This is a genomic window from Gemmatimonadota bacterium (assembly GCA_009838845.1).
In the GTDB taxonomy this organism is placed as follows: Bacteria; Latescibacterota; UBA2968; order UBA2968; family UBA2968; genus VXRD01.
The window spans coordinates 55288-82141 of sequence record VXRD01000026.1 but is presented as its reverse complement, the minus strand read 5'-3'; the positions used below and the strand labels follow the sequence as shown (position 1 = coordinate 82141).

Below are 26854 nucleotides of genomic sequence, written 5' to 3'. Positions count from 1 at the left end.
CGCCCACCCAGAGCATGCTCAACGCCAGCCTCAACTCTGCAGAAGTCATGGACAAACGAGGCGCGAACCGCTTCAAAAAGGCATTCACCAGAAGCCATGCCACAAAGGGCAATAACACCGCCAGAGGCAGATTCGCCATCGCCATATGTGCAGAACGAGATTTGAACTCCAAAAACGTTGCGGCAACACAGGCAAAAACCAATGTGGCCGAGAAAAGCACCACGACAGTCCAGCGCAGGCTATCCTCGGCCAACTCAGACGATGGAAAGAGTTTCCTTTTGATTTCAGCCATTTTTCACCCTACTCCACTGCACCGTAATGCGGTCCCCAATCCGCCGCAATCTCTCGACCAAGAGCCTCAAGAGCAATACCATCTGCTGCATTCAGCGGCGTAAATCGCCGCGCCCACTCCAGATTCTGCACGAGCTCAGCCTCCGAAAACATGCCGATCACAGCCGTGCAAACACCGGGCAATCCCAGCGCGTAACGCAATGCTGTCTCGTGATCGTGTGGCCCATGCGCGGCCAAAGCCGAAGTCCTGGGCGTTTGATACGTCATACCCTGCGCCCCGCCGTAAACCTTCATTGCCGCCACGCCCACATTCTGCTCATACGCCAGAGGCAACACTTCATTCTCAAAATTATAAGTATAGCGATCAGCGAGATTTATGGCGAGCATCACCACATCTATATCCGCCTCCCGCAACACACGAGCGGTCCTCCAGGGTGCATTGTGCGCTGTCACCCCTATAAATCGCGTCCAGCCCCGCCGCTGGGCTTCCCGCAACCCTGCCAGCGCACCATCGGGAGCCAGCACCCGATCTACATCTCTACGGCCCATCGAATGCACGTAAACCAGATCCACGTGATCCGTCTGCAAATCTTTCAGCCCATTCTCCAATATCTTCAGAGCTTGTTCCGCTTCATCCGCCGCTGTCTTGGTCACCAAAAACACCTCATCTCGCCGCTCCGCCATCACCTGCCCCAGTTGAACATGCGCCCGACCATATCCGGGCGCTGTATCGATATACGTCACCCCCAGATCAATCACCTTATGGCAAAGCGCAATAGCGTCCTCATCTGAAAGCCCCATCCCACCGGGGGCAGATCCATAACCCAGAATGGGTACCTGCTCTCCGGTCTTGCCCAGGACTCTATGGGGGACCGTATCCGTCGTAACCTCTCGTAAAGTATCCTGCGCCATGATACCCTCCTGATATAGTATTCAAAATCGCAAATCCCATGATCGTAATATGGTATCACAGAACTCGTCTTGTCAACCTTTGATCTATTGTGTGGCTTGATTTTTATATCAAGGCTCTTATATTGCCCTGCGTCTCCTCAATCAAAACGAAAAACCCAATGCCTGTGGGAGGAACTTGTGAAAAAAATGAACGTGCTATTCATCGCCGTAGATGATCTTCGTCCTCAACTCGGTTGTTATGGTCAGGATTTTGTACAGTCGCCGAACATCGATCAATTGGCCGCAGAGGGCGTCCTCTTTGAGCGGGCTTACTGCCAGCAAGCCGTGTGCGCGCCTTCTCGGGCGAGTGTTCTGAGTGGCTGCCGCCCGGACACGACGACAATTTACGATCTACAAACCCCTTTGCGGTCCGTGATGCCCGATGTCCTCTCACTACCACAGCACTTCAAGCAGCACGGCTACGAGACGCGATCCATCGGGAAAATTTATCACCATCGAAGCGATGATCTGCAAGGATGGTTAGCAGAACCACACGTCTCAACAGGTGATTGGAAGGGACGGGGCTACCTGACGGATGAAGCGATGGAAGTGATTGAGCGAACAGATGCTCAAATGGCTGCTGAAAGATCCACGCGACGGGGTATGGGACCCGCTTTCGAAGCCGCGGACGTTCCAGACAATGCCTATCACGACGGCAAGGATGCCGATCACGCCATCAAAACGCTCAACGAATTGCGCGATCAATCTTTCTTCCTCGCCGTGGGCTTTCACAAACCCCATCTGCCGTTCAACGCCCCAAAGCATCACTGGGACGTTTACGATCGGGAAGCATTGCCACTCGCTCTGAATACCAGCGCGCCGGAAAACGTAACCGAGTATTCTCTCACTGAATTCGGAGAACTGCGCGGCTACTTCGGAATGCCCAAGGAGGGACCGATACCCGAAGACCTATCGCGTACATTGGTCCACGGCTACTGCGCGTGTGTTTCATATATGGACGCGCAGGTCGGTCGCGTGCTCGACGAAATCGAACGGCTCGGCCTCAAAGAAAACACAGTTGTAATCCTGTGGGGAGATCACGGCTGGAAACTCGGCGAACACGGCAGCTGGTGCAAACACACGAACTTCGACATCGACACACATGCCCCAATGATCGTCCGCTCGCCAGAACGCGGCAAGCCGGGCGCAAAAGCATCTGGTCTTACAGAATTCGTCGATATGTACCCGTCGCTATGCGACCTGTGCGATCTACCGCTACCCGATCATCTCGAGGGCCAGAGCTTTGTCCCCTTGATGGAGGATCCAGATAGAACCTGGAAACAGGCGGCTTTCAGCCAATATCCACGTACGGGCGTGATGGGCTACACCATCAAGACGGAAGATTTCCGCTACACAGAATGGCAATCGAGAGATACAGGAGAGGTAAAGGCACGCGAGCTTTACGACCATCGGGAAGATGCGGCGGAAAACGTCAATGCCGCGGAAGACATTCGCTATGCCGAAACAGTGACCGAACTTGAAAAAGTGATAAAAAAAGGTTGGGAAGCCGCGAGAGCATAACCCGGATACTGAGGGAACTTAGAGGGAAAACGCCACGGAAATCGCGCTGGTATGCTTGCGATAAAAACCGCCGGTTCGGCGGGCGCCGTTGCGGGAAAATCCGTATTGCAATGAGAGATCCAGCCGGTTCGTCAACTGCCGGGACAACTTCAGTACCAAAAGCGTCTGTTCGTATTCATCCACCTCCGAATCCCAACCGGGCAGTGGCACCAGCGGATCATCATACCTGCGAAGCTGGAGGTTTGCCAGCACCTGCGCATCGAACTGGAAACCCAGGTGTCGCACCAGAAGCACCTGCATCCGGTGCGCTTTAAAGCTATATCCGTAGCTGTTGGATGTATTGTGGAGAAATCCATAGATGAGATCAACGAGCACCCCACGATAAAACTGTATGCCTGCCGAAATCTCGCGCAAAAGATCCGATTGCACAAATCTCAATTCACCTATCCTGCCTCCTGCGTCAACCGCCAGAGCAGCGCGATTGTAATCCAACCACCGCCAGGTCCCTGTCAATCGGGCTCGAAATCGCCGGGATTTCCCGTACTGGACACCCGCACCCACTTCGTTCGAAATCACCTCTGGCAATCGCATATCCCGAGAATTATGTCCACCAAAGCGATGATACAGGTCGCTTGTAAACCCCTGTCCAAAAACATATTGGATACGTCCTTCTAAAGCACCGCGCAAATATCCTTCTTCCCCCGGGACCCGGTTTACAATTTTTACTTTCAACACGCCGCTGCCTGCCAGCCTCACCCGGCGCCCCACGCGCGAAGACGCGGTTATGTTCAAGTGGTTGGCCAACACTGCGCCGGATTCTCCGGACATTGATCGCTCCGCAGTCCAGAATCGTTTGGCACCTACCTGGTACCGCAGCCAAACAGAACTCCGGGGACGCTTGCGCAAATCACCCGAATACGCAAAGTAAAACCGGCTGATCCAGCCGGACTGCGGATCAACCGACGCCTCAAACAGATTGTTATCATAGACCATGCCCGCCTCAATGCGGGTCTCCGCCGACCACCCGACGCCGAAGGCACATAACATCACCGTGACACCGAGCACAGCCCCGCATACTCTCTGGCACTTCAACGTCCCTCCTCCAGCATCCGCTGCAGATGTTTCCGAAATGCCTCTGCACGCTGTTTCAGTGCCTGTTCGCGGGTCGTCAGAGCCTTCTGTAGTCCCTTTAATCGCGCAATCTCCGAAACCAGATCATCTGAGGTAAGTACCTCTGGCGGAATCTGTGCGTACGGCACGCCAATCTCTCGCCCGACCACAAAGCCTCGTTCTGGCGTAGAACCGGACTCCACTATCTCTGTTGCGTCGGACCCCGATCGTTCGTCCGTATCCCCTGCTGCCGCCATCGCATCGGGCAACGCATTTTCTGATGCCGGGCCCGCCTCATCGAGCAACACACCACCCGTTCCCTCGACTGCCTGCCCGGACGACAGAGAACGCCCTTCGAGCACAGCCTCATCAAAAAAGTCCAACTCTCCTCTCAATGTGGCCATCCGTATCCGCAATCTGCGCTCTTCTTCCAACCGTTTTATCCGCCGCATTACCGCATCTGTTTTCACCCGTGTTTGAGCCGCCATATCCTCCATCAGGTCGGCTTTCTGGCGAATCTCATCTGGTCCGTCATCCTCCCGCACCACCAGCATCTGCGCCTCTGCCAGACGAATTTCCATCCCCCCTTCCTCCAGTGCGCCCCGCGCCCGCTGCAAGGCTCTCAACCGGCCAGCTCTATCGGCATCCGGCCCTTGCTCCAGCGCTGCAATGGCTGCGCCGATCTCTCGATCATAGTGCGCTCGCAGTTTTTGCCGCAGGTGGGACAATGCAGTCCGCACCACTTCAAAGGCCATGTCAACCCGCTCAATACGATCCGCGAGTTCCAGTGTTTGCCTTAGCGCCTGCTGGAGTGTCTCCGCAACGCCTCCAGTATCGGCGCGCTTCAAGCGGTAGATCTGGTTTGCCAGCGTGTCCAGTCTGGTCGCCAAGACCGCCCGTTGTGTGAGCAAAGAATCTCTAACTTCCTCCAACCGCGTGTGCTCGGTCTGCAGGCTGTCGAGCGATTCGGCCGACGCTGAAAACGACAAGCTCCAAACTAAACTGTGGAAAAATAAACATCTATAGACATATCTCATCACAATTCTCATAACGATTATCCCCTACCCTGATCTATGAAACCCGCCCTTTATGTCAGCCCGTATTTGTCCAGTTTATAATAAAATGCGCTGGTTTTGATACCCAGCATCTCCGCCGCCTTCGTTTTAACCCCTCCTGCCTGTTCCAGTGCCTGTTCAATTAGTTGCCGCTCCAAATCTTCCAGCCTGCGGGTCAAAGGAATCGCGCTATCCTCAAGTTCCTCAGCGGAAACCTCTGCTCGTGACGCCTCCACATCCAGCGGCAGGTCGTTCACATCCACGACATTGCCGTCGGCCAGCACAAGGGTACGCTCAACCACATTCTCCAGTTCCCGCACATTGCCGGGCCAGGTATAGGACGCCATCGCAGCCATCGCCCGATCTGTCAATCGTTTCAAGGGCCGGTTCATCTCTTCACATTTCTTATGCAAAAAGTGCTCCACCAGATCCGGAATGTCCGCCTTGCGATCCCTCAAAGGGACCAGACGGATCGGAATTACCTCCAACCGATAAAAAAGGTCCTCTCGGAATGCGCCCTCGGCCACCATTTCTCTCAACACTCGATGTGTGGCTGCAATCACACGTACATCCGCCTGAATCGTCTCTTCTCCTCCCACCCGATCGTACTCCTTCGCCTGTAACACCCTCAGAATATTTACCTGAGCCTCAAGGGGCAAATCCCCGATCTCATCGAGAAAAATCGTACCGCCTTCAGCCAGCTCAAACTTGCCCTTTTTTTGACGAATTGCTCCGGTAAATGCGCCCTTTTCATGGCCGAACAATTCGCTTTGAACCAGTTCTCTCGGCAGTGACCCGCAATTCACCTTTACAAACGGCCCTTCCCGCCGGGCGCTCCTGCGATGAATCGCTCTGGCAACCAGTTCTTTACCGGTTCCACTCTCGCCGTAAACCAGCACTGCAGAATCCGTTTCCGCCACCTTTTCAACCATCTCATACACCGTTTTCATAGGCTTGGATCGGCCCACCATCTCCCCAAAATTAAATCGTACACCGATCTCGTCCCGTAAATACTGGTTCTCTTCGTCCAGGCGATCCCTCGACTGACGCAATTCCCGATGTTTCAGCACCTTCTCTACCCTCAGCCGCAACACATCGTACAATGCATCGGCTTTAACGACAAAATCTGCCGCCCCTTTTCTCATGGCTTCGACCGCCACATCGATTGTGCCATAGGCCGTAATGACCACCACATCCGTATCGGCATAATCCCGCCGCACAGCGTCGAGCACTTCCAGCCCGTCCATGTCCTCCATCTTGTAATCCGTAATCACCAGATCAAAAGGCCTCGCATTCATCTGCCTCAACCCCTCCACCCCGCCCGAAGCTGCCGTCACGTCGTGCCCCATCCGTTCAAGCAAAAGTGCCATCCCACTGCGCATCGTCTCGTTATCATCGATCACCAGAACCAGGCTCACTCTCGTTTCCTTTCTCGCAAATATCTGTCATTCTGACTACCTGGCAAAACCACCTCAAATACAGTGCCCTTGCCTACCTGGCTTTCAACGCCAACAGTTCCTCCATTCTCCTTCACTGTTTTCTGCACAATGGCCATACCCAAACCGGAGCCTCCCTCTCCCGTTGTAAAAAAAGGTTCGAACAGGCGCCCGATTACGGCGCTATCCATGCCCACACCCGTATCGACTACCCTGATGACCGTGTTTTCATTCTCTTTTTCACCTGTCAACCGCAACACACCTCCTTCTGGCATCGCTTGAACGCCATTCTTTACCAGATTGACCAGCGTGCGTTTGAACTGGTCAACATCTACAAATACTTTCAGTCCCTGTGGAATCTCCCTTATACACTGCACCCCTGCCTCGTCCATCTCTGGACTGAGCAAAAAAACAACCTCTTCCACAAGCCGAGCAACATCTGCTTCCACTGGTTGCACAACTGAAGGTCGGGCAAAGTCCAGAAATTCGGAAATCACCCGATTGAGTGTGCGCACCTCTCCGATCACCTTCTGAATGTGGGCCTTGCGCGCGTCGTCATCCGGTAGATCGCTTGCAATCAAACCCGCATAAATCTCAATGCCGCCCAGAGGATTGCGAATTTCGTGCGCCACGCCCGCCAGCATCTGCCGCAAGTGCTCATCGCGGTCCAGAATCTTCAGGCGCATTTCCTCCATGGTCTGGCCCAAATAACCCAGTTCATCTCCGGCAGACCGGTCCACTGGTCGTTCGAGGTCGCCCTCGCCGATGGCCTGTGCAGAGTTGACCAGACGATGAATCGGCCCGGTCAGGGTGCGGGCGAGAACCAAACCGATCGCTATGGTCAACACCACGCTCACCCCTCCAAAAATCAACACAGAATGCTGAACTGCTCGAATCGCCTCGACAAATCCGGCCCCAATATCCACGCCAACCGCTGACACAACTTCCTCTCCGGCATAAACAGGCGCGTAACCGGATTGATAATAAACACCCGCTTTGTCCCGAAACAAAATCGAATGCGACGCCTGCCCTCGCCAGACGTCGGCCAATTCCTCCCGATCTACCCGCAGCCGCGTATATTCCCTCCCAATCGGCACGTCGGGTGCCGTGTCCAGCAGGCTCTGTCCCTGCCGGTCAAACACGTAAATCCGCCGGGCGCCAACCAGATCTCGATACCTGACCAGCTTTGCTCTTAACCGCGCGTGAAGATTGCCACCCTCAAACCCCGAACGCAAGTGGCGCACCGCATCTCCATCAATACCCGCCGCCGAAAGTTGCGCGATAGCAAGCAGTTGGTCGCTCATCTGGCGCTCGAGGCTATTGCGTGTGAGGTGATACAATATCCAACCCGTGCTACCGACCACAAGGAATACGAAAACAACAAATGTCACAACCAGCCTGCGGCCAATGCGGCCCCTGTGTTGAGACGGTAACCTTTTGCCTGCTCGCGAAACCATCAAAAATACTCCGGATTCTGCATCCAGATGCACCTTCCTCCCCATGCCCGTAATATGGCATCACAGGGCCTGTTTTGTCAACGTTTGATCTGCCGGATGGGTTCCGAACCGACCTACCGAATTGGCATCGACACCGAGATTTGGTGGGTCATTACCCAGGCATCCCGTAAAGTCAATGGACCTTCGGGCGCGGGGAGGAAGTCGGCGTCCGCAGCAAGCTCCGCCATGCCGGTCATTGCCACTCCCGGTCGGCCCGTTCCTGTGATCAGCCGCCCCCTGTAGCGGAGATCAAACTCGGCCAGGCCGAAGTGTAGCCCCCAACTCGGGGTCCATTCCATCCAGCTCTCCCTCTGGTTCCGTGTCGAGCCTTTGATGTGGCTGGTTTGGGTCAGGTCGTACCGTATGGAGCGCATCTGCAGACCGAGTTGGAACCCGCCCCAGCCGAAGTTGTGCCCAATGCCCATCCGGATTCTGGCGTTCAAGAAGGAGAACTCGTTCTCTACCGTCTTCTCACCCGCTCGGACCAGATTGCCGGTGGATCCGACCGTGTCGCTCGCGGCATCGGCCCACGTGTAGCTCGAGATCGGCTCCAGGACGAGGTCGATTCCATAGGTCGCCCTCTCTCCGGTCTTGGCAATACCCACGCCAAAGTTATACGCCCAGGAATCGCCCGGATCCCGGGGAATGTTCTGGATCTCGTAGTTCGGGATCTTGGGATGCGACTTCCGGTTTACGGTCGTCGCGGCTCCGAAGCGCCATCCACTCCTGGTCAGGGGCTGGGTGAAGCCCAAATGGAGACCCGACGTGTTCGTCTGGTCGAGATTTCGTTCCATGCGCGGCACTTCCTCTCCGATTTCCCAATCCTGTTGCCAGATCCAATCCAGATAGTGAACCTCGTGCGTCATGTCGAAGCGGTTGTGGAGAAGGAGTACCTCAAAAGACCGTCCGCTCTCCCATTCGCCGAGGAGACCGAGGCGCAGATCCACACTATGGCCATCTTGTTCGATCCGTTCGCTGAAGGCGTAAAGGTGCTCGACGCCATCGAGGGCACCCAGTCCGGCCCAGGAGAGGCTTCCGCCGAAGGAGAACCCGCTCTCTCCGAGCATCCGTCCGAAGAATCCGTGTAAATAGAGGTTCCTGGCCGAGTGGTCGCGCAGCAGCTGCCCGGTGTTCGGACCCCACCAATTCCAGCGGTCTGCGGCAATGAGCTGTTGGAGCGCGAAGGAGCCGCCCCCGAACCAGTTGTCCGATCCCGTGAGAAAGGTGATTGGAATTGTGCGCCCTGCACCATTGTGGTCGGAGATCAAATAGAAGGTCGGAGAGCCCACAATCAGTGTCTCCTCGAGTCGCGCGCCCTTCGCCGGATTGGAGAAAGGATCGAGGAGGAGGTCGTTCATCGCGATCGATACGCCCCCGAGTGCCAGATTCGCCGAGGGATAGATCAGGAACTGGTCTCCCGTCGCGACGGGGACCGACTTAATCCCGATGAGTTGGGAGGTTACACGGGACGGGAAGAGGATTGCCAGGATCGTGATTGAAAGCGTGAGAAGGGTTGTAGTTATCGGCCGATGAAAAGAAAGTGCGTTCATTGGAGAATCTCCTTGTGTAAAGTGAGGTGCTGATTTTGCCCTGTTATTCACAGGATTTCAGATAATAACCATTCTGCCGATGCACAGATCGGTCTCTTCTCTGTGCCTTCCATCTGTCGCAAAGCTTTATTGCATCCCGTACAGCGACGAAAAAATCATAAAATCTTGAAAATCAACGTATTTACTCCCATCCAGATCATATGCAGCGTTATAACCCGATTCGCCTTCCGCCTTTCTATACCCCTGGGCAAAGAGCAAAAAATCACTGAAATCCACACGCCCATCGCCGCTAAAATCAATCCTGTGTTTGTCCAGACTATTTATCCGTTCCCAAATCCGATAGACAACCCCGCGGTTTTTGACGATCACGTCCGTACCCAGCGCGAGGTAAGGTCCCATATCCGGAAACTGATCCAGCAACTTAAAATACCGGTTGCTGCCAAACCGATACTCAATAACCGGTTCCCCCTCGGTATAACCCGCATCTTTCCATACGCCATCTCTCAAATAAAACGTTTTTGTGCCCACCGTACGCACGCCGCCTTCTCGGGAAACCACGTTGGGTGAGGGTGCTGCCACAGCCCTGGCCATGTCACGTGTAGCTTCGGACGCGGCCACTGCATCCGCCCCTTGCTGATCTGCAAATCCGGTTGGAAGCGCAAACGGTCCCGGAGGCGTATCCTCCACAATCAAAAAAGACGTATAGGGCGTAATAATGCCATACGTGCGACTCAGGCTCACAATTTCTTCAACCAGTTCCTTCACCTCTCCATTCAACCGGATTTGATTCAACAAAAAGCCGATCTTTCGCGTTGCCCACAGCCGGGGAAGAAAGTTGTGTTCTGCTGCCTCCCCGGGAAACTCCACTTGACGAGAGAAGGTCATCCTTTCTCCATTGGTCGTGCCCGTGAGCTCGATAGGCGCTGTCCCACTGCCTGCATACCGCCCAAACTGAACAATCTGTGACCCCTTGAACAGATCCGGCAGTACCCGTGGATACATATCGCTTATGGATATCCCATCATACGTCAACTTCAGTTCCGAAAGCACTGGATGGCTAACCTGCGTGTAAAATGCCGACACCTCTGCCTCAATATCCTCTCCCGGTTTGACATAAGCTGACGTGCCTCGGTTCTGGCTACCCAGCAAATCCAAAAGGTGTGTGTTCACGTCAAAACCCACTCCAAATGCAAATATCCGCGCCGCCAGGGCATTGCGGGTCTGCACCTCTTTCAGGATTTCTTCATTCTCCGTCACCCCAACGGTTGCGATTCCGTCCGTCATAAACAGCACCATATTCAGGTAATCGTCGCCCTTAAGCTGATTCAGTGCCGCTACCAGCGCCTCGTGAATATTGGTACCGCCACCCGCCTCCAGCATATTCACATAAGCAATTGCAGTCGAAGTATTTTCAGAGGTTGCCGGCAGCATATCCGGAGTAAAGGACGCGGACAGAGTGCTATAATCAAAAATATTAAACACATCCTGTGAATTCAGATTGCGCAGCACAAACTTCATAGCCTCCCGGGCCTGTGCCATCTTTTCACCCCTCATACTGCCCGATCGGTCCAGCACAAGCGCAATCCGTTTTTTTGCAGCCTGATCCGCCTGCACCTCCACGCGGGGCGCTGCGAGAAGCATATAAAATCCGTCCTGTCCCGCCTCTCGGTACGTCAAAGCATTAATTCCTACGTCATCCCGAGACACACTGTAATAGAGCACAAAGTCCGTGTTAGGCGTGGTCTCTTCGTCCGAATACACCACCGTCACATGGTGGTCGTCTGTCCGCTGAACCTCAATGGGGTGCGAAGGCGAATACACATTCTTGATCGGATCTTCAGAAGCGATCTCAACCTGCACCGATACCACCTTCAGTGGACGTGCTGAGAATTTCTCTGTATTTAGTGGGTACACATATTTTCGCACCTCGTTTAGCTCCCGAATAACCTCGCTGTAGGACAACTGTACCCGCTTTTCCACTTCTGCTACAATGGGGAAAATCCGGGCGCGATAAGCCCCTCGCCCAGCATACTCCAGCAGGGCCGGATCGATCCGCTGTCGCACAATTTCCGTATAAATCCGCCTCGCCTCATCCGCCGGGAGGAGTTCTGCCGCGAGCGCCTTTCCATCTACAAACATCGAAAAAGCCGAAATCGCGGCTCTTTCAGGAATCGGGAACATATAGGTGCCCTCCACTTCCCCAGCTCTTCCCAGATTTAGAAAAGACTGATCAATCTCCGTCACTACCGCCTGATCCTGGATACGCACTTTCACCAGATGCCGCGCAATCGCAAGCTCCACCCACGGTTCGGGGATAATTATTCCGTCTGCCAGAGCAGCCCCTGGCATTAAAGAGAACAGCACCGCCATCACAAATCGCAGCATCTCTACACCTCCAATGTTGGGTTGGGGCAAACTGTTTCACCCAGACACAAGCAAAACACGTGCCAAAGAACTACTTACCTCCCGTTTACTGCCTGGAGATGGATTTTCAGGAGCCAATCATGTAAAAAATCGGTTTTTTCCTGCGTCTCGGTCGAGATGAGAGAGTTGGAAAAATCAGAAATCTGAATATGTACTCAAAAAACTGAGGGAAATTTAGAGAGAAATCGCGCAGGTGTGCTTGGGATAAACGGCAGGCGCCGTTGCGAGAAAATTCTCATTGCAGTGAAAGTGCGAGAGCGTAGTCGCCCTGAACTTGCTATTTATCCATAAGACAGTATATTGTCTGTATGCGTTACTATAAATTTCCACAGGACTGATTATGACCATCAAATATTCTCTTCGCGAACCCATGGCTCCTGGCAACACCCTGATGGAGAAATTCCAGACGCTCAAAGAACTCGGCTTTTCCGGCATTGAAATCACCAATAGCAGCACCGCAGATTTTGCAGATGAGATCAAAGCAGCATCAGACGCGACGGGTATTGTGCCCAATATCTGCTCATCCCGGGGCGGTAAAGGTCTGCTCGACGCGCGTCCCCAGGAACGCAACGCAGCCGTAAAATCCATTAACGACGCCCTGACTCTGTGTACGGAAGTCGGTGGTGTAGGTGTAATTTTTCCACCGCTTATCGGCATCAAAATGGGTGGAGGCCAACGCATTCCCGATCTTTCTCCCCTGTACAGCACATCTACACTTGAAAAAGATCTCCTCATCGAAATTCTCAAGCAGGACATCGCCCCGCATGCCGAGGCGTGCGGCAGTCGTCTGATCATAGAACCCTTGAACCGCTACGAACAGTGGTGGCCCTGCACGGTTGCCCAGGGCGTTGAAATCTGCGAAGCCGTGGGCAGCCCAGCTATCGCCACCATGGCCGACCTCTTTCACATGAGCATCGAAGAAGCCGACCTCGCCGAAGCCATCCGCGCAGGGGGCAAACACATCGCCAATGTGCATCTGGCAGACAGCAATCGCATCTTACCCGGCTATGGTCACACGGATTTCGGTCCCGCACTCAAAGCACTGTCTGACATCGGCTATGAGTACTACTGCGGCTTTGAATGCAGCATCCCCCCGGGCGATGCCAGAGCAGAACTCCGAAAATCTATGGATTATCTCAACAGCTACTTGTAGCCCAAACACAAAATCCCAAAACTGGAGGTACACGCCATGTCCGAACCTACAGAAAAAAGCCTCAAAAGAATGCAGATATACACGGAAAAATACTGGGAAAAAACCGGGACATCGCCGCATCCAACCCGAGAAGTCGCCGACACAGTCATCTGCGGTCTTGCAGAAAACATCGATGAACTGGGTCGCCCGCTTTGTCCCTGCAACTTTTATCCCGACAAAAAGGCCGAACTCGAACGCAGCCGCGAATGGGTCTGTGCCTGTGACGAAATGAAAATTTTCAAATACTGTCACTGCCTGCTCTTTGTCACCCCCGAAGGCATGCCCATTACCGAATACTTACCCGAAGATCACGAAGGCCGCCAGGTCTATGGCCTCATAGAAGACCCCACCCCGGACAAGGGCCGCGAACTGCGCCGCAAAGCCGATGAAAAAATCGCCGAATGGAAGGCAGAAAAAGAATAATTTTCGATAAAACCCACCTCCCCCCCGCTCAATTTGAATGTGTGGTCATCGCCGACACGCATTACATGATTGACGTTGGCGACCGTCCCCTCGAATTTGAATCGCGCCGCGTGCAAACCCAACGCGCCGGCACAGCTCTTCAACAGGTCGCAGATATTGGGGCGGACTTTGTCATCCACATGGGCGACCTCGTCCAGGAATATCCCGAAACGCCGGACTTCAAACGCGCGATGCTCGAAGCGCGCGATCAGATACACGCCTGCAATATTTCTCCCCACTATGTCGCTGGCAATCACGATATCGGCGACAAAACCGATCCCACCATGCCCACCCATTGGGCAACCGCGGAATCGCTCGCATTCTTCCACGGCCTCTTTGGTCCTTCCTGGTACAGTTTCGACCGCGACCTGTGTCACTTTATCGTACTTAATTCTCAGATCTTCAACTCAAAACTCTCTGAAGCAGACGACCAGTGGGAATGGTTTGAATCCGACCTCGCGGCACATCAAAACCAGCGGCTCTTCCTCTTTTTTCACCTCCCCCTCTATCTTTGGGATAACGACGAGCCGGGATTGGGACACTATGACAATATCAGCCCGCCAGATCGAGACCGCCTCTTCGCATTGATTAAAAAATACGGGATCGAACTCCTCTTCACGGCACACGTACACTATCCCTTTTACGACAAAATCGGCAAAACGCGCTATTTCATCACCCCCTCTGTATCGTTTACGCGCCCGGGATTCGGTCATCTCTACGCCAGTGCGCCGCCACCCGAACAGGGGCGAGACGACACGGGCAAGCTGGGATTTTATCTCCTCCGCATACGCGCCGATCACACCGACATCCACTTCATCCGCACAAAAGGCGAAACAAAACGCCCTGCCCGCGACCGCCTCGTCACCTGCACATCCGCCACTCTGTCTTCTCCCATTGGACTCACCCTTCGCCACCCCATCACGCCCATTGCGGAAGTCCCAATTGCATATCCCTCTGTCATACGTCAAAAAGTACGCAATGACCAGCATCTTCTGGCCTGTATAGAACTCGGCGCTAAATTCGTACGCTTCCCCTGGCGCGACCTGCGCGACCCCTTTCAGCGCACGCGCCTCGAAATGCTCCGCACCGAAGGGATAACGCCCATTGCCACATTCCTCGAACCGCGCATCACCTCATTGCCCGAACACATCAAAGCCAACCTCGATCTCATACAGAACTGGGAAATTCAGATATCTAATCTCGCGCAACTATCCGGTGAAGTTTGCGAAACACTCAACCAATGCGCAAAACTCGCAGAACTCTCGATTTGCCCGATCATCCCCAACGAAAGCGTACACGGCAAACAACACCTGAGAACCCGAATGGGTTATCACTTCGACGAACTCGAGAGCCTCCAAAACGCCGATATTCACCTTCAGCGCGTCATCTGTCGCGTATCGCCCAACGAATCGCCCTGGACTTATATCCAATCCCTTAGCGAACGCAAATACTCGAATATCGGTCACATCGACATCTCACTCGAATTAGACACACAGAACGACAACACCAATGCCCGCCGAATTGCCGAAGCCACATTTGCCATTGTCCGCCTGCCAGGCGCACGTCTCTTTGTCGATCCACTCACCGACTTTGACCGCACAATGGATGTCACACATGGACTGCTCGACACCCTCTGCAACCCCCGCCCCCCTTTTCACACCCTGCGTTGTCTGAACACACTCCTCAACAGTCCCGTTCACGACACCACCTTTACAGATCCCCGCGAAAAAACACAGGACAACAATCGCATCCTGTATCTCAACAACACTCATCGCAGACTTGCTCTCGTACTACCTGCCCGAGATATTTTCGATCTCGACACCCTTGAATTTTCACTCGACATCATCCCTGTTCGCATCTATCATCTATGCACGGGAGAAACCGAAACAGTGTCTCGCGACTCCCAAATCGAAATACGGAATGCCTTGCCGTTTTTAGTGGTTGGGCAGGCTTGACTGCTGGAGGCCATTATGAAACCACAAAATCAGCGCTTTGAATCCAATTATCCACTCGATGCAGATCAAATTTCCGAATGGGTAGAACAATTTAACAGAGATGGGTTTCTATTTCTCGAAAATGTCTTGAAAGAAGAACACATCGCACAACTCAAAGCGGATCTCGACTGGTCCCTCGCGCATTTTACCAGCCGGGACAAAGACCCCAATGGCAAGCTCAACCCACAAAGCAGCAAATCCAGCCACCGCCTGTGCCATCGCATGTTCGAACACAGCCCGGCCAACCTCAACCTGTTTGACCTCGAGCCCATCGTCAGCTTTGCCGAAGCCCTTGTTGACGCAAATTGTCACGTTATACACAACAACTCCTTCATCACGCCCCCCGGCGGCGGCCTCACCACCTGGCACCAGGACGACTCTCCACATTATGTTGTCACCGATGGCAAGCCACCGACAAATATCCATCTTCCCGTACTCGTATTCACCTGCAATTATTATCTCACCGATGTCACAAAAATCGAACATGGCGGCACAGAAGTCATTCCGGGATCACATCTCATTGGAGAAAGTCCCCGCCAGGTTGCATGGGAAAAATGGCAGGATAAAGTGCATTACAACCTCGGCAAAGCCGGTAGCGTCATCATGTTCAACAATCAGGTCTGGCACAGAGGGGGACCAAATCAGAGCAATCGCAGCCGCTACATCACGCAAATCACCTATGGCAGGCGGCTCATCGGCCACAAATACTATCCCTTTATGAACTACACCATGCCCGAGCATATCTATCGCAATGCAAACCCCAGACTCAAACGCCTGGTCGGATTTTTAGATCATGGAGCCTATGGATGACAAAAGACAGGAGGCCATCATGATGACAGATGCACAGCGCTATTTATTTGATATGATGGGATATCTGCATCTGGAACAAGCACTTACACGAACAGAACTAAAATCTGCACAACAGGCTATAAATCGGTACGTAAATGCCTCAGACGATGAACTGCCCGAAGGATTTGGGCGTTCAACCTCATTATTTGACAAAAATCGCACACAATTCAAATACGCCTTTGCTTTTGACAAAGTACTGGAAGCACTGGTCTTCCATCGCTCGTTCTGGCCCATTGTGCTGGAAGTATCTGGACGGCGCCCGCGGCTAAACAGCGGTGAAGTGCGGATCAACACGGCTAAAGATCCCGTTCATCGATTGCATTGTTCGCGCGAGAGTTTTGGACGATATAGCTGCCGATATAGCTGTGACGATGGGAAAATTTATTGCGACGACCTGGTGGTATTTATCTATCTGACCGATGTCTTGCCTGGAGATGGTGGATTGCTGCTCGTGCCAGGGTCACACAAAAGCGATTTTAAGCGTCCACCCGATGTGTTCAACGACGGATGGATCGAAAAGGACGTACCCCCCGGTGTAGCAAATATTACAGCCCGGGCTGGCGATATTGTCGTAACCACAGAATTGATGACACACGGGGCAATGGCCTGGCAACCCAAAGATCGGGATCGCCGTTTCTTCATTCTCAGATACCGCCCGCAATATCACAGACAAATCCGCGAATTTCCCGATTCAGTACTGGCGCGGCTTTCACCCGAAACGCGAGAGCTTATCGAGACACAATCCTATACTTATGAAAAAGAGATCGTAAAAAAGGATTACGTGACATTGACGATTTGATAGATGAACTAATCTGCACATAGCAAAACGCCCGTCAGATTGTTCTGACGGGCGTTTTTGTATTTGGACTTTCTCAATCGCGTTGCGACAACACATCGCGTTCATAAGCCTCTATCTCATCAAGCCAGGAAGCACCGATAGGCACATTGGCTTTGAGGCAGCACATATCCCACACGGCGGAAAATGGCATCGTCTTCATCTCTTCCATCAATGCGAGCTTTTGCGCGAGCTTGCCTTCGGCTTCGAGTTGGCGCAGGCGGTCGGTCGGATCAACGAGACCATAGAGGAGCGCTTTGCGCGTGGCGCGCGTGCCAATAACATAAGCTGCTGTGCGATTGATGCTCGCATCGAAGAAATCGAGCGCGAGATACATGCGATCAATCGCATTGTGGCGGGCGAGCTCCAAAAAAACATTGCGCACATCATCGCTAAATAGAACGACGTGATCCGAGTCCCAGCGAATGGGACGGCTCGTGTGGATGAGCAACTTGTCGTGGAATGCAAAATGTGCTGAGAGCTTGTCGGCAATCGATTCAGTCGGATGAAAATGCCCCATATCGAGACAGAGAAGTACGCCCCGGGTCAACGCATAATTGGCGTAAAAATCATTGGACCCAACCGTATAGTCCTCCATTCCGAGGCCAAAGAGCTTGCCTTCAACTGCATCAACACATTCGGGACCTATGCCCAGATCATCGTCAAAAACAGTATCCAATGCCTCCACCAGACGCTCGCGGGGCGTCCACCGGTCAGCGGGATGGTCTTTGGCGCCATCGGGGATCCAGTGATTGTTGACAACCTCATCCCCCAGCGCTTTCCCAATAGCTTCAGAGATCCGACGGCTCGCAATAGCGTGTTGAATCCAAAAATCGCGAATACCTTTATCGGGATGGCTCAGAGTAAAACCATCGTTGGCTTTGGGATGTGCAAAATAAGTGGGATTAAAATCAATACCGATATCGTACGCCTTTGCCCAATCGACCCAACTCGCAAAGTGCTCAGGCTCCAGGGCATCGCGATCGACGACCTTGCCACCCGTATCACTATAAGAGGCGTGGATATTCGCCCTGTGTGGTCCGGGCAACAGATCAACCACTTTTTTCAGGTCCCGACGAAGCTCATCCCCATTGCGCGCGCGACCGGGATAATTGCCCGTGGCCATAATACCGCCGCCTTCAACAGCTTCATCTTTGACTTCAAAACCCGCCACATCATCACCCTGCCAGCAATGGAGCGAGATCGGCACTGCGAGTGCTCTATCCACAGCCCGTTCAATATCCACGCCAAAAGCGGCGTACTGTTCGGCAGCGTGTTCGAAATTGGCTTCAATCTGAACATCGGTAATCGGTGTTTTATAATGCATTGAAATCTCCTGAAATCAGTGAATAGAAGAGGGCCAAAAAGCCTTAGCGAATGACTTTCACATCGCGCAAATATCGCTCCAATGCCGTATCCACGCGCTGCCCCGTAAAATCGAATACAACAGAATCGGATGCGGTATCGCGGAGAAAATGGCGAAATGCAACCTGTCTTTCCATCGCGACGAGATAGGTACCCGCAGAATCGGGCTTTGCCCCTATCTTCAGATTTACGATGGTTTTATCCCCGCGCTCAAACGAACAGCCCGCTGTCAGATACATCCGCGCCTCGAGAACCGCCTGAATCTGATCCCTCGAAAGGCGTGTGAGCATTACGGGCGGTCTGTATTGCCGCAAACGATAAATATCGTTCAGGAAAATATCGCCTATAGAAACACCGTACGTATCCCCATTGCGTTCCAGAATCGCAACATCGGCCCGCGTTTGATGCAACACCGCCTCCCCCACCAGATCGCCCAATGCCGACCTGCCATCTCGCGCATTGGGCAAGTCGCGTTCCGTTCGACAAATCACTTCATCTAAGGGTCTGGCGTATTTATCAATGAGCGATTCAACCTCTGAATCGCGCGCAATTTGCTCGTGCAGAGGCAACAATTTCCCATTCAACCCCATCACCCGATAGCCACGCGCCGCCTTTTGCAATAGCACATCCACACGCCCCAAAAACTGGTAATAATGCCGCGCTTGCACTATGGACACGCTCCCGTTCCCATTTACCCTTGCGATACGCGAAGGCGTATTTAACCGCGTGTGAGTATCGCCGCCCACAATTAAATCCAATTCCGGCACAGCCGCCGCTAACAAACTGTCGTTTTTAACGCCAATATGCGTCAATGCAATCAAAAAATCGACCTCTGAGCGCAATTCTGGCATGTATTGCTTCGCCGTCTCTACTGCGTCATGCAACCTCAGCATCTGAGACGACTGATGCCAGGGACGAATGAGACCAAGCCCTAAAATCCCTACTTTCACACCTTGAACTTCTTTGATCAGATACGGTGGAAAAATCGATCCATCGTGATGCTTATACGTCACATTCGCGTGAACAAAAGGCGTGGATACGCGCGAAGTCTGTCGCTTTAGATTCTCAATCCCAAAATAAAACTCTCCATTGCCCGGTGTAATGGCATCAAAGCCCATTTTTTCAAAAGCCAACAGATTCACATACCCCCCCGTATAAATCACCACAGGCTCTCCACGCGAAAAAATATCACCCGCGTGCAAAAGCAAAACGCGCCCGGGGTTTTCTGCGCGAACCTGCTTTACCAGCGTTGACAAACGGCCTATTCCCCCAATATTGTGCCCTCCCAAATTATAGGGAGACAATTTCCCGTGTGTATCATTGATATGCAACACCACCAGGTCAACCGTATCTGACGCCCAAACAGATCCCGTTAAAAAAGTGATCACAATGATAAAATACGTCATTTTTTTCACACTCAACTCCACAGTTTATATATGTCACCAAAGGTCCGTCAAAGTCGCATCAAAAGGACGATGTGTCAAGGGAAAAGGCAGTGGATTTTGGCGGCAAATTTGGGTATTATGGACAACCTTATCCCATAAAAGAAAGGAAGAGCATGAAACGACCGAATATCTTATTGATTTACACCGACCAACAGCGGTGGGATGCCCTGGGCGTGAATGGGAACACCGATATCCAGACACCGAATCTGGATCGCCTGGCAAACGAGGGTATAAACTTTGACCACTACTTTGTCCAGAACCCCGTGTGCATGCCCAGTCGGGTGAGCTTTTTGACCGGGCAATATCCCTCCACACTCGGCATTACACACATGGGTGTGCCCGTACCCGAAGACTTTGTGACATTGCCCAAATTGCTGCACAATTCGGGATATCACTCCGCAAATATCGGCAAATTGCACTTTTTGCCACACGCTAACCGGGACCACAGCGAAACACACCCCGATTATGGATTTAACCATCTGGAGATCAGCGACGAACCCGGCTGTTACGAAGACGCTTATCGCGCCTGGGTACGCATGGAAGCACCGGACCAACTCGATCATTTGAGCCTGGGATTGCCGCCATTGGCAGAGCGCTGGCACCAGATGATGGGCGTAAAAGACGGTGTGCATCACCCCGACGAACGATTTCCCAAACACCCCATCCCCTTTCGCGGAAAAGATGAATACACACACACGGCGTGGGTGGCGAACCGATCAATTCAGTATATGTCAGAACGCGCGAGTGAAGGCCATCCATTTTTGTGCATCGCGGGAATTTATTCCCCGCATTCGCCCTGGGTTGCGCCACAGCGTTTCCTGGATTTATACGACCCCGATCAAATGACCCTGCCATCCTTCCCGCCAGAAATCGATGAAAAGCGCAATGAGAACCACTACGACGATCGCGAGCTTCGCCTGGCGCGACAGGGATATTACGGCATGGTCAGCGAAGTCGATCACCATGTGGGCCGCATGTTAGACGCGCTGGATGAATTGGGCATTGCAGATGAAACAATCGTGGTCTTCACATCCGACCACGGCGAATGGCTGGGTGAACATTTGCGCTATGGAAAAAACTACCCGGGACACGATTGTGTCAGCCGCGTCCCCCTGCTGATGCGCATCCCAGAAAAAGAAAGCGGGCGTCGTGTATCGAGCATCGTCGAAGGCGTCGATGTACTCCCCACCTTGCTCGAAGCCTGTGGTGTACCCCTCCCGCCCCATTTACAGGGCCAATCGCTATATCCCGTATTCAGCGGGGGAAAAGATCCGGACAAATCAGTCGCATTGATGGAAGCCACGGGCTGGAAAATAATACGGTCTGAGAACTATCGCTATATCGCACATGACGATGGACGGGAATTTCTCTATAACCTCAACGCCGAATGGGGTGAATACCGCGATGTGTCGCATGCTCCAGACCACACAACCGCGCTGATTGAACATCGGCATCTATTGATCAAACGGCTAATCGAAATGGAGCGACCGAAAAAGCGGATTTGGGGATATTGATACAGGAGGTAACATGAAAATCGTAGATATACAAAAAACACCCTCTTTGGGGGCTGCATGCCGGCACTGGTCGTTATTGAAAATTATCACCGATGAAGGCATTGAGGGATTGGGGGAATGGCGCGGAGGACAATCGGTTGATCAACTGAAAAATACGCTACTCGGACAAGACCCGACCAATGTGAACCAATTGCATCACGATCATCTATGGCGTATGCAGGGCGCTGGTGCCGGAGTGGAAATCGCACTCTGGGATATTAAAGGCAAAGCACTGGGCGTACCGATGTGCGACCTCCTCGGCGGAAAACTACGCGACAAGGTGCGGATGTATTGCGACTGCCATTCAGGCGCGTACTGGACACCAGAAGACTATAATCGACGCTGGGATGAAGTGCGGGCATCGGGTGAATTAGACCCCGTATATGAAACATCGAGCTATGTGGCGCGGGCAAAAGAGCGCGTTGCCGAAGGATTTACAGCCCTAAAATTCGATCTGGACGTACCCAACCCCTGGAAAATAGACGTGTACGACCGGTCTGTCGGACGACGGCAACACGAACATATTGTAACGACCATTGAAGCGTTGCGCGATGCAATCGGACCGTATATCGATTTATCGATAGACCTGCACGGATCATTTAACGCGATTGATGGTTTGCGGATATGCAAAGATGTGGAACACCTCGACTTATTGTGGTTGGAAGACCCGATCCGATGGGAATGGGGTAACGTAGATGCCCTGGCAAAAATTTGCATGCAAACAGAAACACCAATCTGTACAGGCGAGATATTTTATGGCGCAAAGCTATTTCGAGAACTCATGGAAAAAGGCGCGTGCGACCTGCTCGAACCCGACATACCGCGCAGTGGTGGTGCCATAGAAACGCGGCGCATCGCAGAACTGGCAGAAATGTATCACATGTCAATCGCACCGCATTATATGGCGAGCACAGTAGCCGGCATAGCAGCCGTGCATATATGTTCCACCATACCCAACTTTCTGGCTCTGGAATATCACTCCGCTAATATCCCTCTCTGGTCAAAGATGTTGAATATCAAAAATCCAATTCAAAATGGATATATCACCGTGCCAGAGGGGCCAGGCTTGGGCATTGAATTAGACGAAGTAGAAATATTAAAACATCTGTCCGAAGGCACGGAATTGTGGTCTTAAAAACAGAAAGGACATAAATATGGAATTTCCATCAATTCGTCCGCCGCGCGCCAATTATATCCGACCACTTGACGGTGAAACGCTCACACTCTCACCTCCTGGCTTTAGCTGGTGGCGAGCCGCTGGTCGAAGGGCATGTCAATATCGCGTAATCGTCGCACGCGATGGAAAAACCTACTACGAATCTCCCCTGCTCTCCGATCCCATACACCATCCAGATTGCGTTTTTGCACCCGGAACTTACGAATGGCATGTGCAAGCCGTTGTAAATGGCGCGGTTCGAGCGCGCTCGGAATGCCGATCTTTTGAAATTGCCGATTGCGCTACCGAACAACCTCATCCAGACGCCGCTACACTGCTGGCAAACGTCCCAAAAGAACGCCCGCGTCTCTTCTTTCTGGCATCTGACCTGGAAGATGTGCGACGCTCGCTAACATCGACTCGATCCGAAGCATTCGAAGCACTGAGAAATGACGCCGACCACGCGCTCACACTCGAACTGCCATCAGAGCCGACATACGACCAGATTGAAGACCCCGCCGAACGCAGGCTGGCTTATGTCGCATGTTTTGGCACCATGCGAAAATTTCACGATGAAGGCATGCGAACACTCGCCCTCTTTTATTTACTCACTGGAGAAAAGCGATATGGCGAAGCCGCACGGCGCTTTATTGTTGACGCCGCGCAGTGGGATGTGGAGGGCATATCCTCTATTCTCGCGCCTTATGGCGACGAAGTCGGCCTCGGATTGCTCAGAGCAGGCGCAGAAGTCTATGACTGGATCTATGATATTTTCACCGAAAACGAACGCGAACTCGTCGCGCGCATGCTCGGCGCGCGGGCAGATCAGATGATTCGCAGGCTGGAGAAACACGATTATACATTCACGCCCGAAGAGAGCCACAACGGTCGCCTACCGGGATTTTTGCTCGAACACGCCATTGCATGTGCCGAAGATAAACGCGCTCCCTCCTGGGCGGGATATGCACTCAAACTTATTGCCACAAATTTCCCCCATTGGGCCGGGCATGAAGGAGGTTGGGCACAGGGCGTACCCTATGGCCTGTCTTACAACTCGCGGGACGCAATACCTTTTCACGCCTGGAAACTGGCAACTGGACACGATATATGGCTAAAACCCTATTATCAGAACATGCCGTGGTTTTTTTATTACGTCGTTTCTCCAGTCGGCGAACTCATGCCATTTGGCGATACCGAAGACCAACCCATTCGCGCCTCACAGGCCAGAACCTTTCTTCAATTTCACGGTCTTAGATTGCACAATCATCAGCTACGTGCCTGGGCGGATCAGGTGCGCGACCCTGAGGGTCAGCCCGCAGAGATCGATCCCTTTCTGGGCATTCTGCTCGAAGATAAACCCATCTCGGCAGAAAAAGATTTAATTCCACAAGACCGCGTCTTTCGAGGCGTTGGCTGGGGCGCATTGCACAGCGATATCGAACACCCAGATAGTGATTTTATGGTACTCTTCCGTTCATCGCCCTTCGGCGGCGTAAGCCACGGTCATGCGAGCCAGAATGATTTTGCTGTGATGAAAGGCGGACGCGCTTTAATATGCGCTGGCGGCCTTCGGTATCCGCATCACGGCACGCCATTTCACAACGAATACGCCCAACACTCGATTTCACACAACTGCGTTCTCGTCGATGGCGAAGGAGCGATCAACCGGGATGGCAACCGCGGCGGCGAAATTATCGATTTTAAGACCACAAAACCGTTTGGCTATGTCTGCGGCGAAGCCGAAAACGCTTACGGAGACAGGTTGAACCAATACAGGCGACATCTCGTGATGATCCGCCCTTCGATCACGATTCTCGTCGATGAATTGGAAGCCCCCGAAGCATCGACATTCCAGTGGTTGCTACACGCATTCGAAAAATTCGATCTCAATGCGACGACTGTCACATCCAGTCGCAAGGGCGCATCATTAAAGGGTCAGATTTTTGCATCAACAGATCTTCGCCTCAGCCAGACCGACGAATGGCCCGTACCGCCAGATAAAGGATATCCAACTCTTGATAAAGAATTGCCTGAAAAGCGATGGCATCTCACAGCAGAGACAGAGCGCGTAGAACGCTGTCGGATTGCCGCGATTTTCTCTGTTCGCGGTCCCGGAGAGAGCGATCCCGACTTTTCAATAACTGCATCGGAAAATCAAATCGCGCTTTCTGTGGAAAATACAACAGCGCAAATCAACCTGTCCCCCGATGAAAGCACCGTTCTTTCTCTATCATCCGGATCAGAAGATCTGACCATTCAGTCCTGATGAGCAGACCGATAGTTTAAGACCGCGATAACACCAGCGATGAGCAGCGCGATACCCTGCAAAAAGAGGCGGGCATCGCCTGATGGGGTGAGAAATAAGAAAAGAGCCGCGGCGAGTAAAAGGATCCGCTGATAAGTGGGCAAAGGGGCAAAGGCATGCCCGGCCGCGGCGGCTGATAGAGGTAAAATGCCGAGCAAAACGATGAGAATATTTGCGACTATCGCAGTAAAATCAGAGGACAAGAGCAAAATTTCGGGATGCAGAACAAAGGCATAGGGCAAAGCAAAGCCCACAAGGGCAAAGCGGAAAGCCGTAACGCCAGTTTGCATAATACTCGCTTTTGCAATCGCGGCAGCCGTGTACGCAGCAAGCGCGACTGGAGGCGTAACCATAGACATCATGCCAAAATAAAAAATAAACAGATGCGCTCCCAATGGCACAATGCCGAGGTCGCTCAGAACGGGGCCCACCAGAGTCGCCATAAGCAAATAACACACGGCTGAAGGCAAGCCCATACCCAGGATAATGGTGGAGATCATCAGCAGAATCAAAGCCAGAATAATATTATTCTGCGCCAGTGGCAACAAAGTGCTCGGAAGTTTTGTGCCAATACCAGTGAGCGTCACAACGCCGATAATAATACCCACGCATGAAGCCGCTGCAATAAGCGAAACACCGCCGTGCGCGGCCTTTTCCAATGCGCGGACCATAGCGCGGGGACCAACGCGCGTTGTGGGGCTGAACGCACCGACAATGAGCACAAAGAGTAGGGCGATACTCACGGCGCGAAAAGGTGTATATCCCAAAATGAGAAATACAATAAGTGTGATAAAAGCGACGAGAAATACCAGACCCCGGAATCTGGGAGGGCGCTCAGGAGCCTCTCGATCACTTGCAGACGCGCCAATGCGCTTAGCGTGAAAATGGACAATCAGCAAAAGAGCCGCGTAATAGAGGATCGCCGGAACCAGAGCGGCTTTGATGATCTCCAAATACGTGACAGCCGGTTCGACGATTTCGAGCATCATGTATGCACCCGCCCCCATAATCGGCGGAACGAGCGCACCACCCGAACTCGCTGCGGCTTCAATGCCGCCGGCAACAGTTGGACGAAAGCCCGTTGAGCGCATCAGCGGAATAGTAAACGTGCCAGTGGTCGCCGTATTGGCCACAGCACTGCCCGAAAGAGACCCCATCATACCCGAAGAAATAACAGCCACTTTGGCTGGTCCCCCGGTGCTATGGCGAAAGATGCGACGAGCCGTATTCAGAATATACCCCGTGGCTCCGGTCTCTTCGAGCACAGTGCCAAAAAGTACAAAAAGAAAAACGTAGGTAAACATCACTTTCAACGCGATGCCAAAAACGCCCTGAGAGTGGAGATAGGTCTGAGAGACAATGCGCTCCCAATTATATCCGCGGTGCGGAAAGAGCCAATCGGGCAGGATATATCCATAAGCGGCATAAATCAGAAAAGCGAGTGCGAGCAAGGGCAGGGTGAGGCCAATGGCGCGACGGGTGGCTTCGAGAACCAGGATAAGCCCGATGAGGCCGACGACGTGATCAAGCGCGTGTTCGAGTCCCGCGCGATTGCCCAGAGATTGCCCATTGATCCAGGAAAATTGAAAGAGGGATTCGGTTTGGGTCAGGACATAACCAAAACAGAACACAACTGCCAGAACAAGAAAGAGATCGAGGATCTGGAGAGATTTATTGGGATGGATAGGATATTTCAGAAACACAAGACTCAAGCCCAGCAAGGCAAAAACCGATAGCTGGGCTTGTGGTGAGAGTTGCGGATAATTAACTTCGACCAGAATGAAAAGGCCGAGTAGGGCAGAGATAATGCGAAACAGGTGGGAATGGAGGCGCGTCATAGAGCCTGACTAATTTTCAAAACCAT

At 52.8% G+C, this 26854-nt stretch carries 20 protein-coding genes; 9 read left to right on the top strand and 11 right to left on the bottom strand.

Going from position 1 to position 26854, the window contains the following annotated elements; genetic code table 11:
- Together F4Y39_04245 and F4Y39_04240 are read right to left on the bottom strand one after the other, a co-directional pair.
- A partial coding sequence (locus F4Y39_04245) for a hypothetical protein (protein MYC12917.1) occupies positions 1–292 on the bottom strand: 292 nt, incomplete at its 3' end.
- 8 nt (positions 293–300) lie between these two features.
- Positions 301–1203, bottom strand: coding sequence for an aldo/keto reductase (locus F4Y39_04240; GenBank protein ID MYC12916.1), 903 nt, complete (start codon positions 1201–1203; stop codon positions 301–303).
- 186 nt (positions 1204–1389) lie between these two features.
- On the opposite strand from F4Y39_04240, the gene F4Y39_04235 reads away from it, so the two are divergent.
- Positions 1390–2763 (top strand): sulfatase, encoded by a 1374-nt coding sequence (locus F4Y39_04235; GenBank protein MYC12915.1) that lies wholly within the window; start codon positions 1390–1392, stop codon positions 2761–2763.
- A gap of 18 nt (positions 2764–2781) precedes the next feature.
- On the opposite strand, the gene F4Y39_04230 is transcribed toward F4Y39_04235, so the two are convergent.
- The 6 genes from F4Y39_04230 to F4Y39_04205 form a co-directional block, all read right to left on the bottom strand.
- Entirely contained in the window at positions 2782–3855 is a 1074-nt protein-coding gene (locus F4Y39_04230; protein MYC12914.1) for a hypothetical protein, read from the bottom strand.
- Positions 3852–4862: a hypothetical protein gene (locus tag F4Y39_04225; GenBank protein ID MYC12913.1), complete on the bottom strand. Its 1011-nt coding sequence runs from the start codon at positions 4860–4862 to the stop codon at positions 3852–3854. The genes F4Y39_04230 and F4Y39_04225 overlap by 4 nt, the downstream gene beginning before the upstream one ends.
- 98 nt (positions 4863–4960) lie before the next feature.
- Positions 4961–6346, bottom strand: a complete 1386-nt coding sequence (locus tag F4Y39_04220; GenBank protein MYC12912.1) for a sigma-54-dependent Fis family transcriptional regulator — start codon at positions 6344–6346, stop codon at positions 4961–4963.
- Complete coding sequence (locus F4Y39_04215) at positions 6343–7866, bottom strand: HAMP domain-containing histidine kinase (protein ID MYC12911.1); 1524 nt, start codon at positions 7864–7866, stop codon at positions 6343–6345. Before F4Y39_04215 ends, F4Y39_04220 begins: the two co-directional genes overlap by 4 nt.
- 68 nt (positions 7867–7934) lie before the next feature.
- Complete coding sequence (locus F4Y39_04210; protein ID MYC12910.1) at positions 7935–9410, bottom strand: hypothetical protein; 1476 nt, start codon at positions 9408–9410, stop codon at positions 7935–7937.
- 126 nt (positions 9411–9536) lie between these two features.
- Positions 9537–11795, bottom strand: coding sequence for a VWA domain-containing protein (locus F4Y39_04205; protein ID MYC12909.1), 2259 nt, complete (start codon positions 11793–11795; stop codon positions 9537–9539).
- Positions 11796–12174: 379 nt separating this feature from the next.
- Here F4Y39_04205 and F4Y39_04200 point away from each other — a divergent pair, with 379 nt between their 5' ends.
- From F4Y39_04200 to F4Y39_04180, 5 genes are read left to right on the top strand one after another with little or no spacing between them, the layout of a single operon-like run.
- Positions 12175–12987: a sugar phosphate isomerase/epimerase gene (locus tag F4Y39_04200; protein ID MYC12908.1), complete on the top strand. Its 813-nt coding sequence runs from the start codon at positions 12175–12177 to the stop codon at positions 12985–12987.
- 36 nt (positions 12988–13023) lie between these two features.
- Positions 13024–13449 (top strand): ferredoxin:thioredoxin reductase, encoded by a 426-nt coding sequence (locus F4Y39_04195; protein ID MYC12907.1) that lies wholly within the window; start codon positions 13024–13026, stop codon positions 13447–13449.
- Positions 13428–15443 carry a hypothetical protein gene (locus F4Y39_04190; GenBank protein ID MYC12906.1) on the top strand — a complete coding sequence of 672 codons (2016 nt, stop codon included), beginning with the start codon at positions 13428–13430 and terminating at the stop codon, positions 15441–15443. The genes F4Y39_04195 and F4Y39_04190 overlap by 22 nt, the downstream gene beginning before the upstream one ends.
- Before the next feature lie 15 nt (positions 15444–15458).
- Positions 15459–16292 (top strand): phytanoyl-CoA dioxygenase family protein, encoded by an 834-nt coding sequence (locus tag F4Y39_04185; protein ID MYC12905.1) that lies wholly within the window; start codon positions 15459–15461, stop codon positions 16290–16292.
- Entirely contained in the window at positions 16276–17130 is an 855-nt protein-coding gene (locus F4Y39_04180) for a phytanoyl-CoA dioxygenase family protein (GenBank protein ID MYC12904.1), read from the top strand. Before F4Y39_04185 ends, F4Y39_04180 begins: the two co-directional genes overlap by 17 nt.
- Positions 17131–17203: 73 nt before the next feature.
- Here F4Y39_04180 and F4Y39_04175 read toward each other — a convergent pair whose 3' ends face one another.
- Positions 17204–18493, bottom strand: a complete 1290-nt coding sequence (locus F4Y39_04175) for an L-rhamnose isomerase (GenBank protein MYC12903.1) — start codon at positions 18491–18493, stop codon at positions 17204–17206.
- A gap of 43 nt (positions 18494–18536) precedes the next feature.
- A complete protein-coding gene (locus F4Y39_04170) occupies positions 18537–19946 on the bottom strand; it encodes a bifunctional metallophosphatase/5'-nucleotidase (GenBank protein MYC12902.1) in 1410 nt (469 codons plus the stop codon).
- A 143-nt stretch (positions 19947–20089) separates the two neighbouring features.
- On the opposite strand from F4Y39_04170, the gene F4Y39_04165 reads away from it, so the two are divergent.
- Genes F4Y39_04165 through F4Y39_04155 form a run of 3 tightly spaced genes read left to right on the top strand, consistent with a single transcriptional unit; the run spans position 20090 to position 24951 of the window.
- Positions 20090–21490, top strand: coding sequence for a sulfatase-like hydrolase/transferase (locus F4Y39_04165; protein MYC12901.1), 1401 nt, complete (start codon positions 20090–20092; stop codon positions 21488–21490).
- Between the two features lie 13 nt (positions 21491–21503).
- Positions 21504–22664 (top strand): mandelate racemase/muconate lactonizing enzyme family protein, encoded by a 1161-nt coding sequence (locus tag F4Y39_04160; GenBank protein MYC12900.1) that lies wholly within the window; start codon positions 21504–21506, stop codon positions 22662–22664.
- Between the two features lie 19 nt (positions 22665–22683).
- Positions 22684–24951 carry a DUF4962 domain-containing protein gene (locus F4Y39_04155; protein MYC12899.1) on the top strand — a complete coding sequence of 756 codons (2268 nt, stop codon included), beginning with the start codon at positions 22684–22686 and terminating at the stop codon, positions 24949–24951.
- Here F4Y39_04155 and F4Y39_04150 read toward each other — a convergent pair.
- Positions 24942–26828 carry a TRAP transporter fused permease subunit gene (locus tag F4Y39_04150; protein ID MYC12898.1) on the bottom strand — a complete coding sequence of 629 codons (1887 nt, stop codon included), beginning with the start codon at positions 26826–26828 and terminating at the stop codon, positions 24942–24944. The genes F4Y39_04155 and F4Y39_04150 overlap by 10 nt on opposite strands.
- Positions 26829–26854 lie beyond the last annotated feature (26 nt).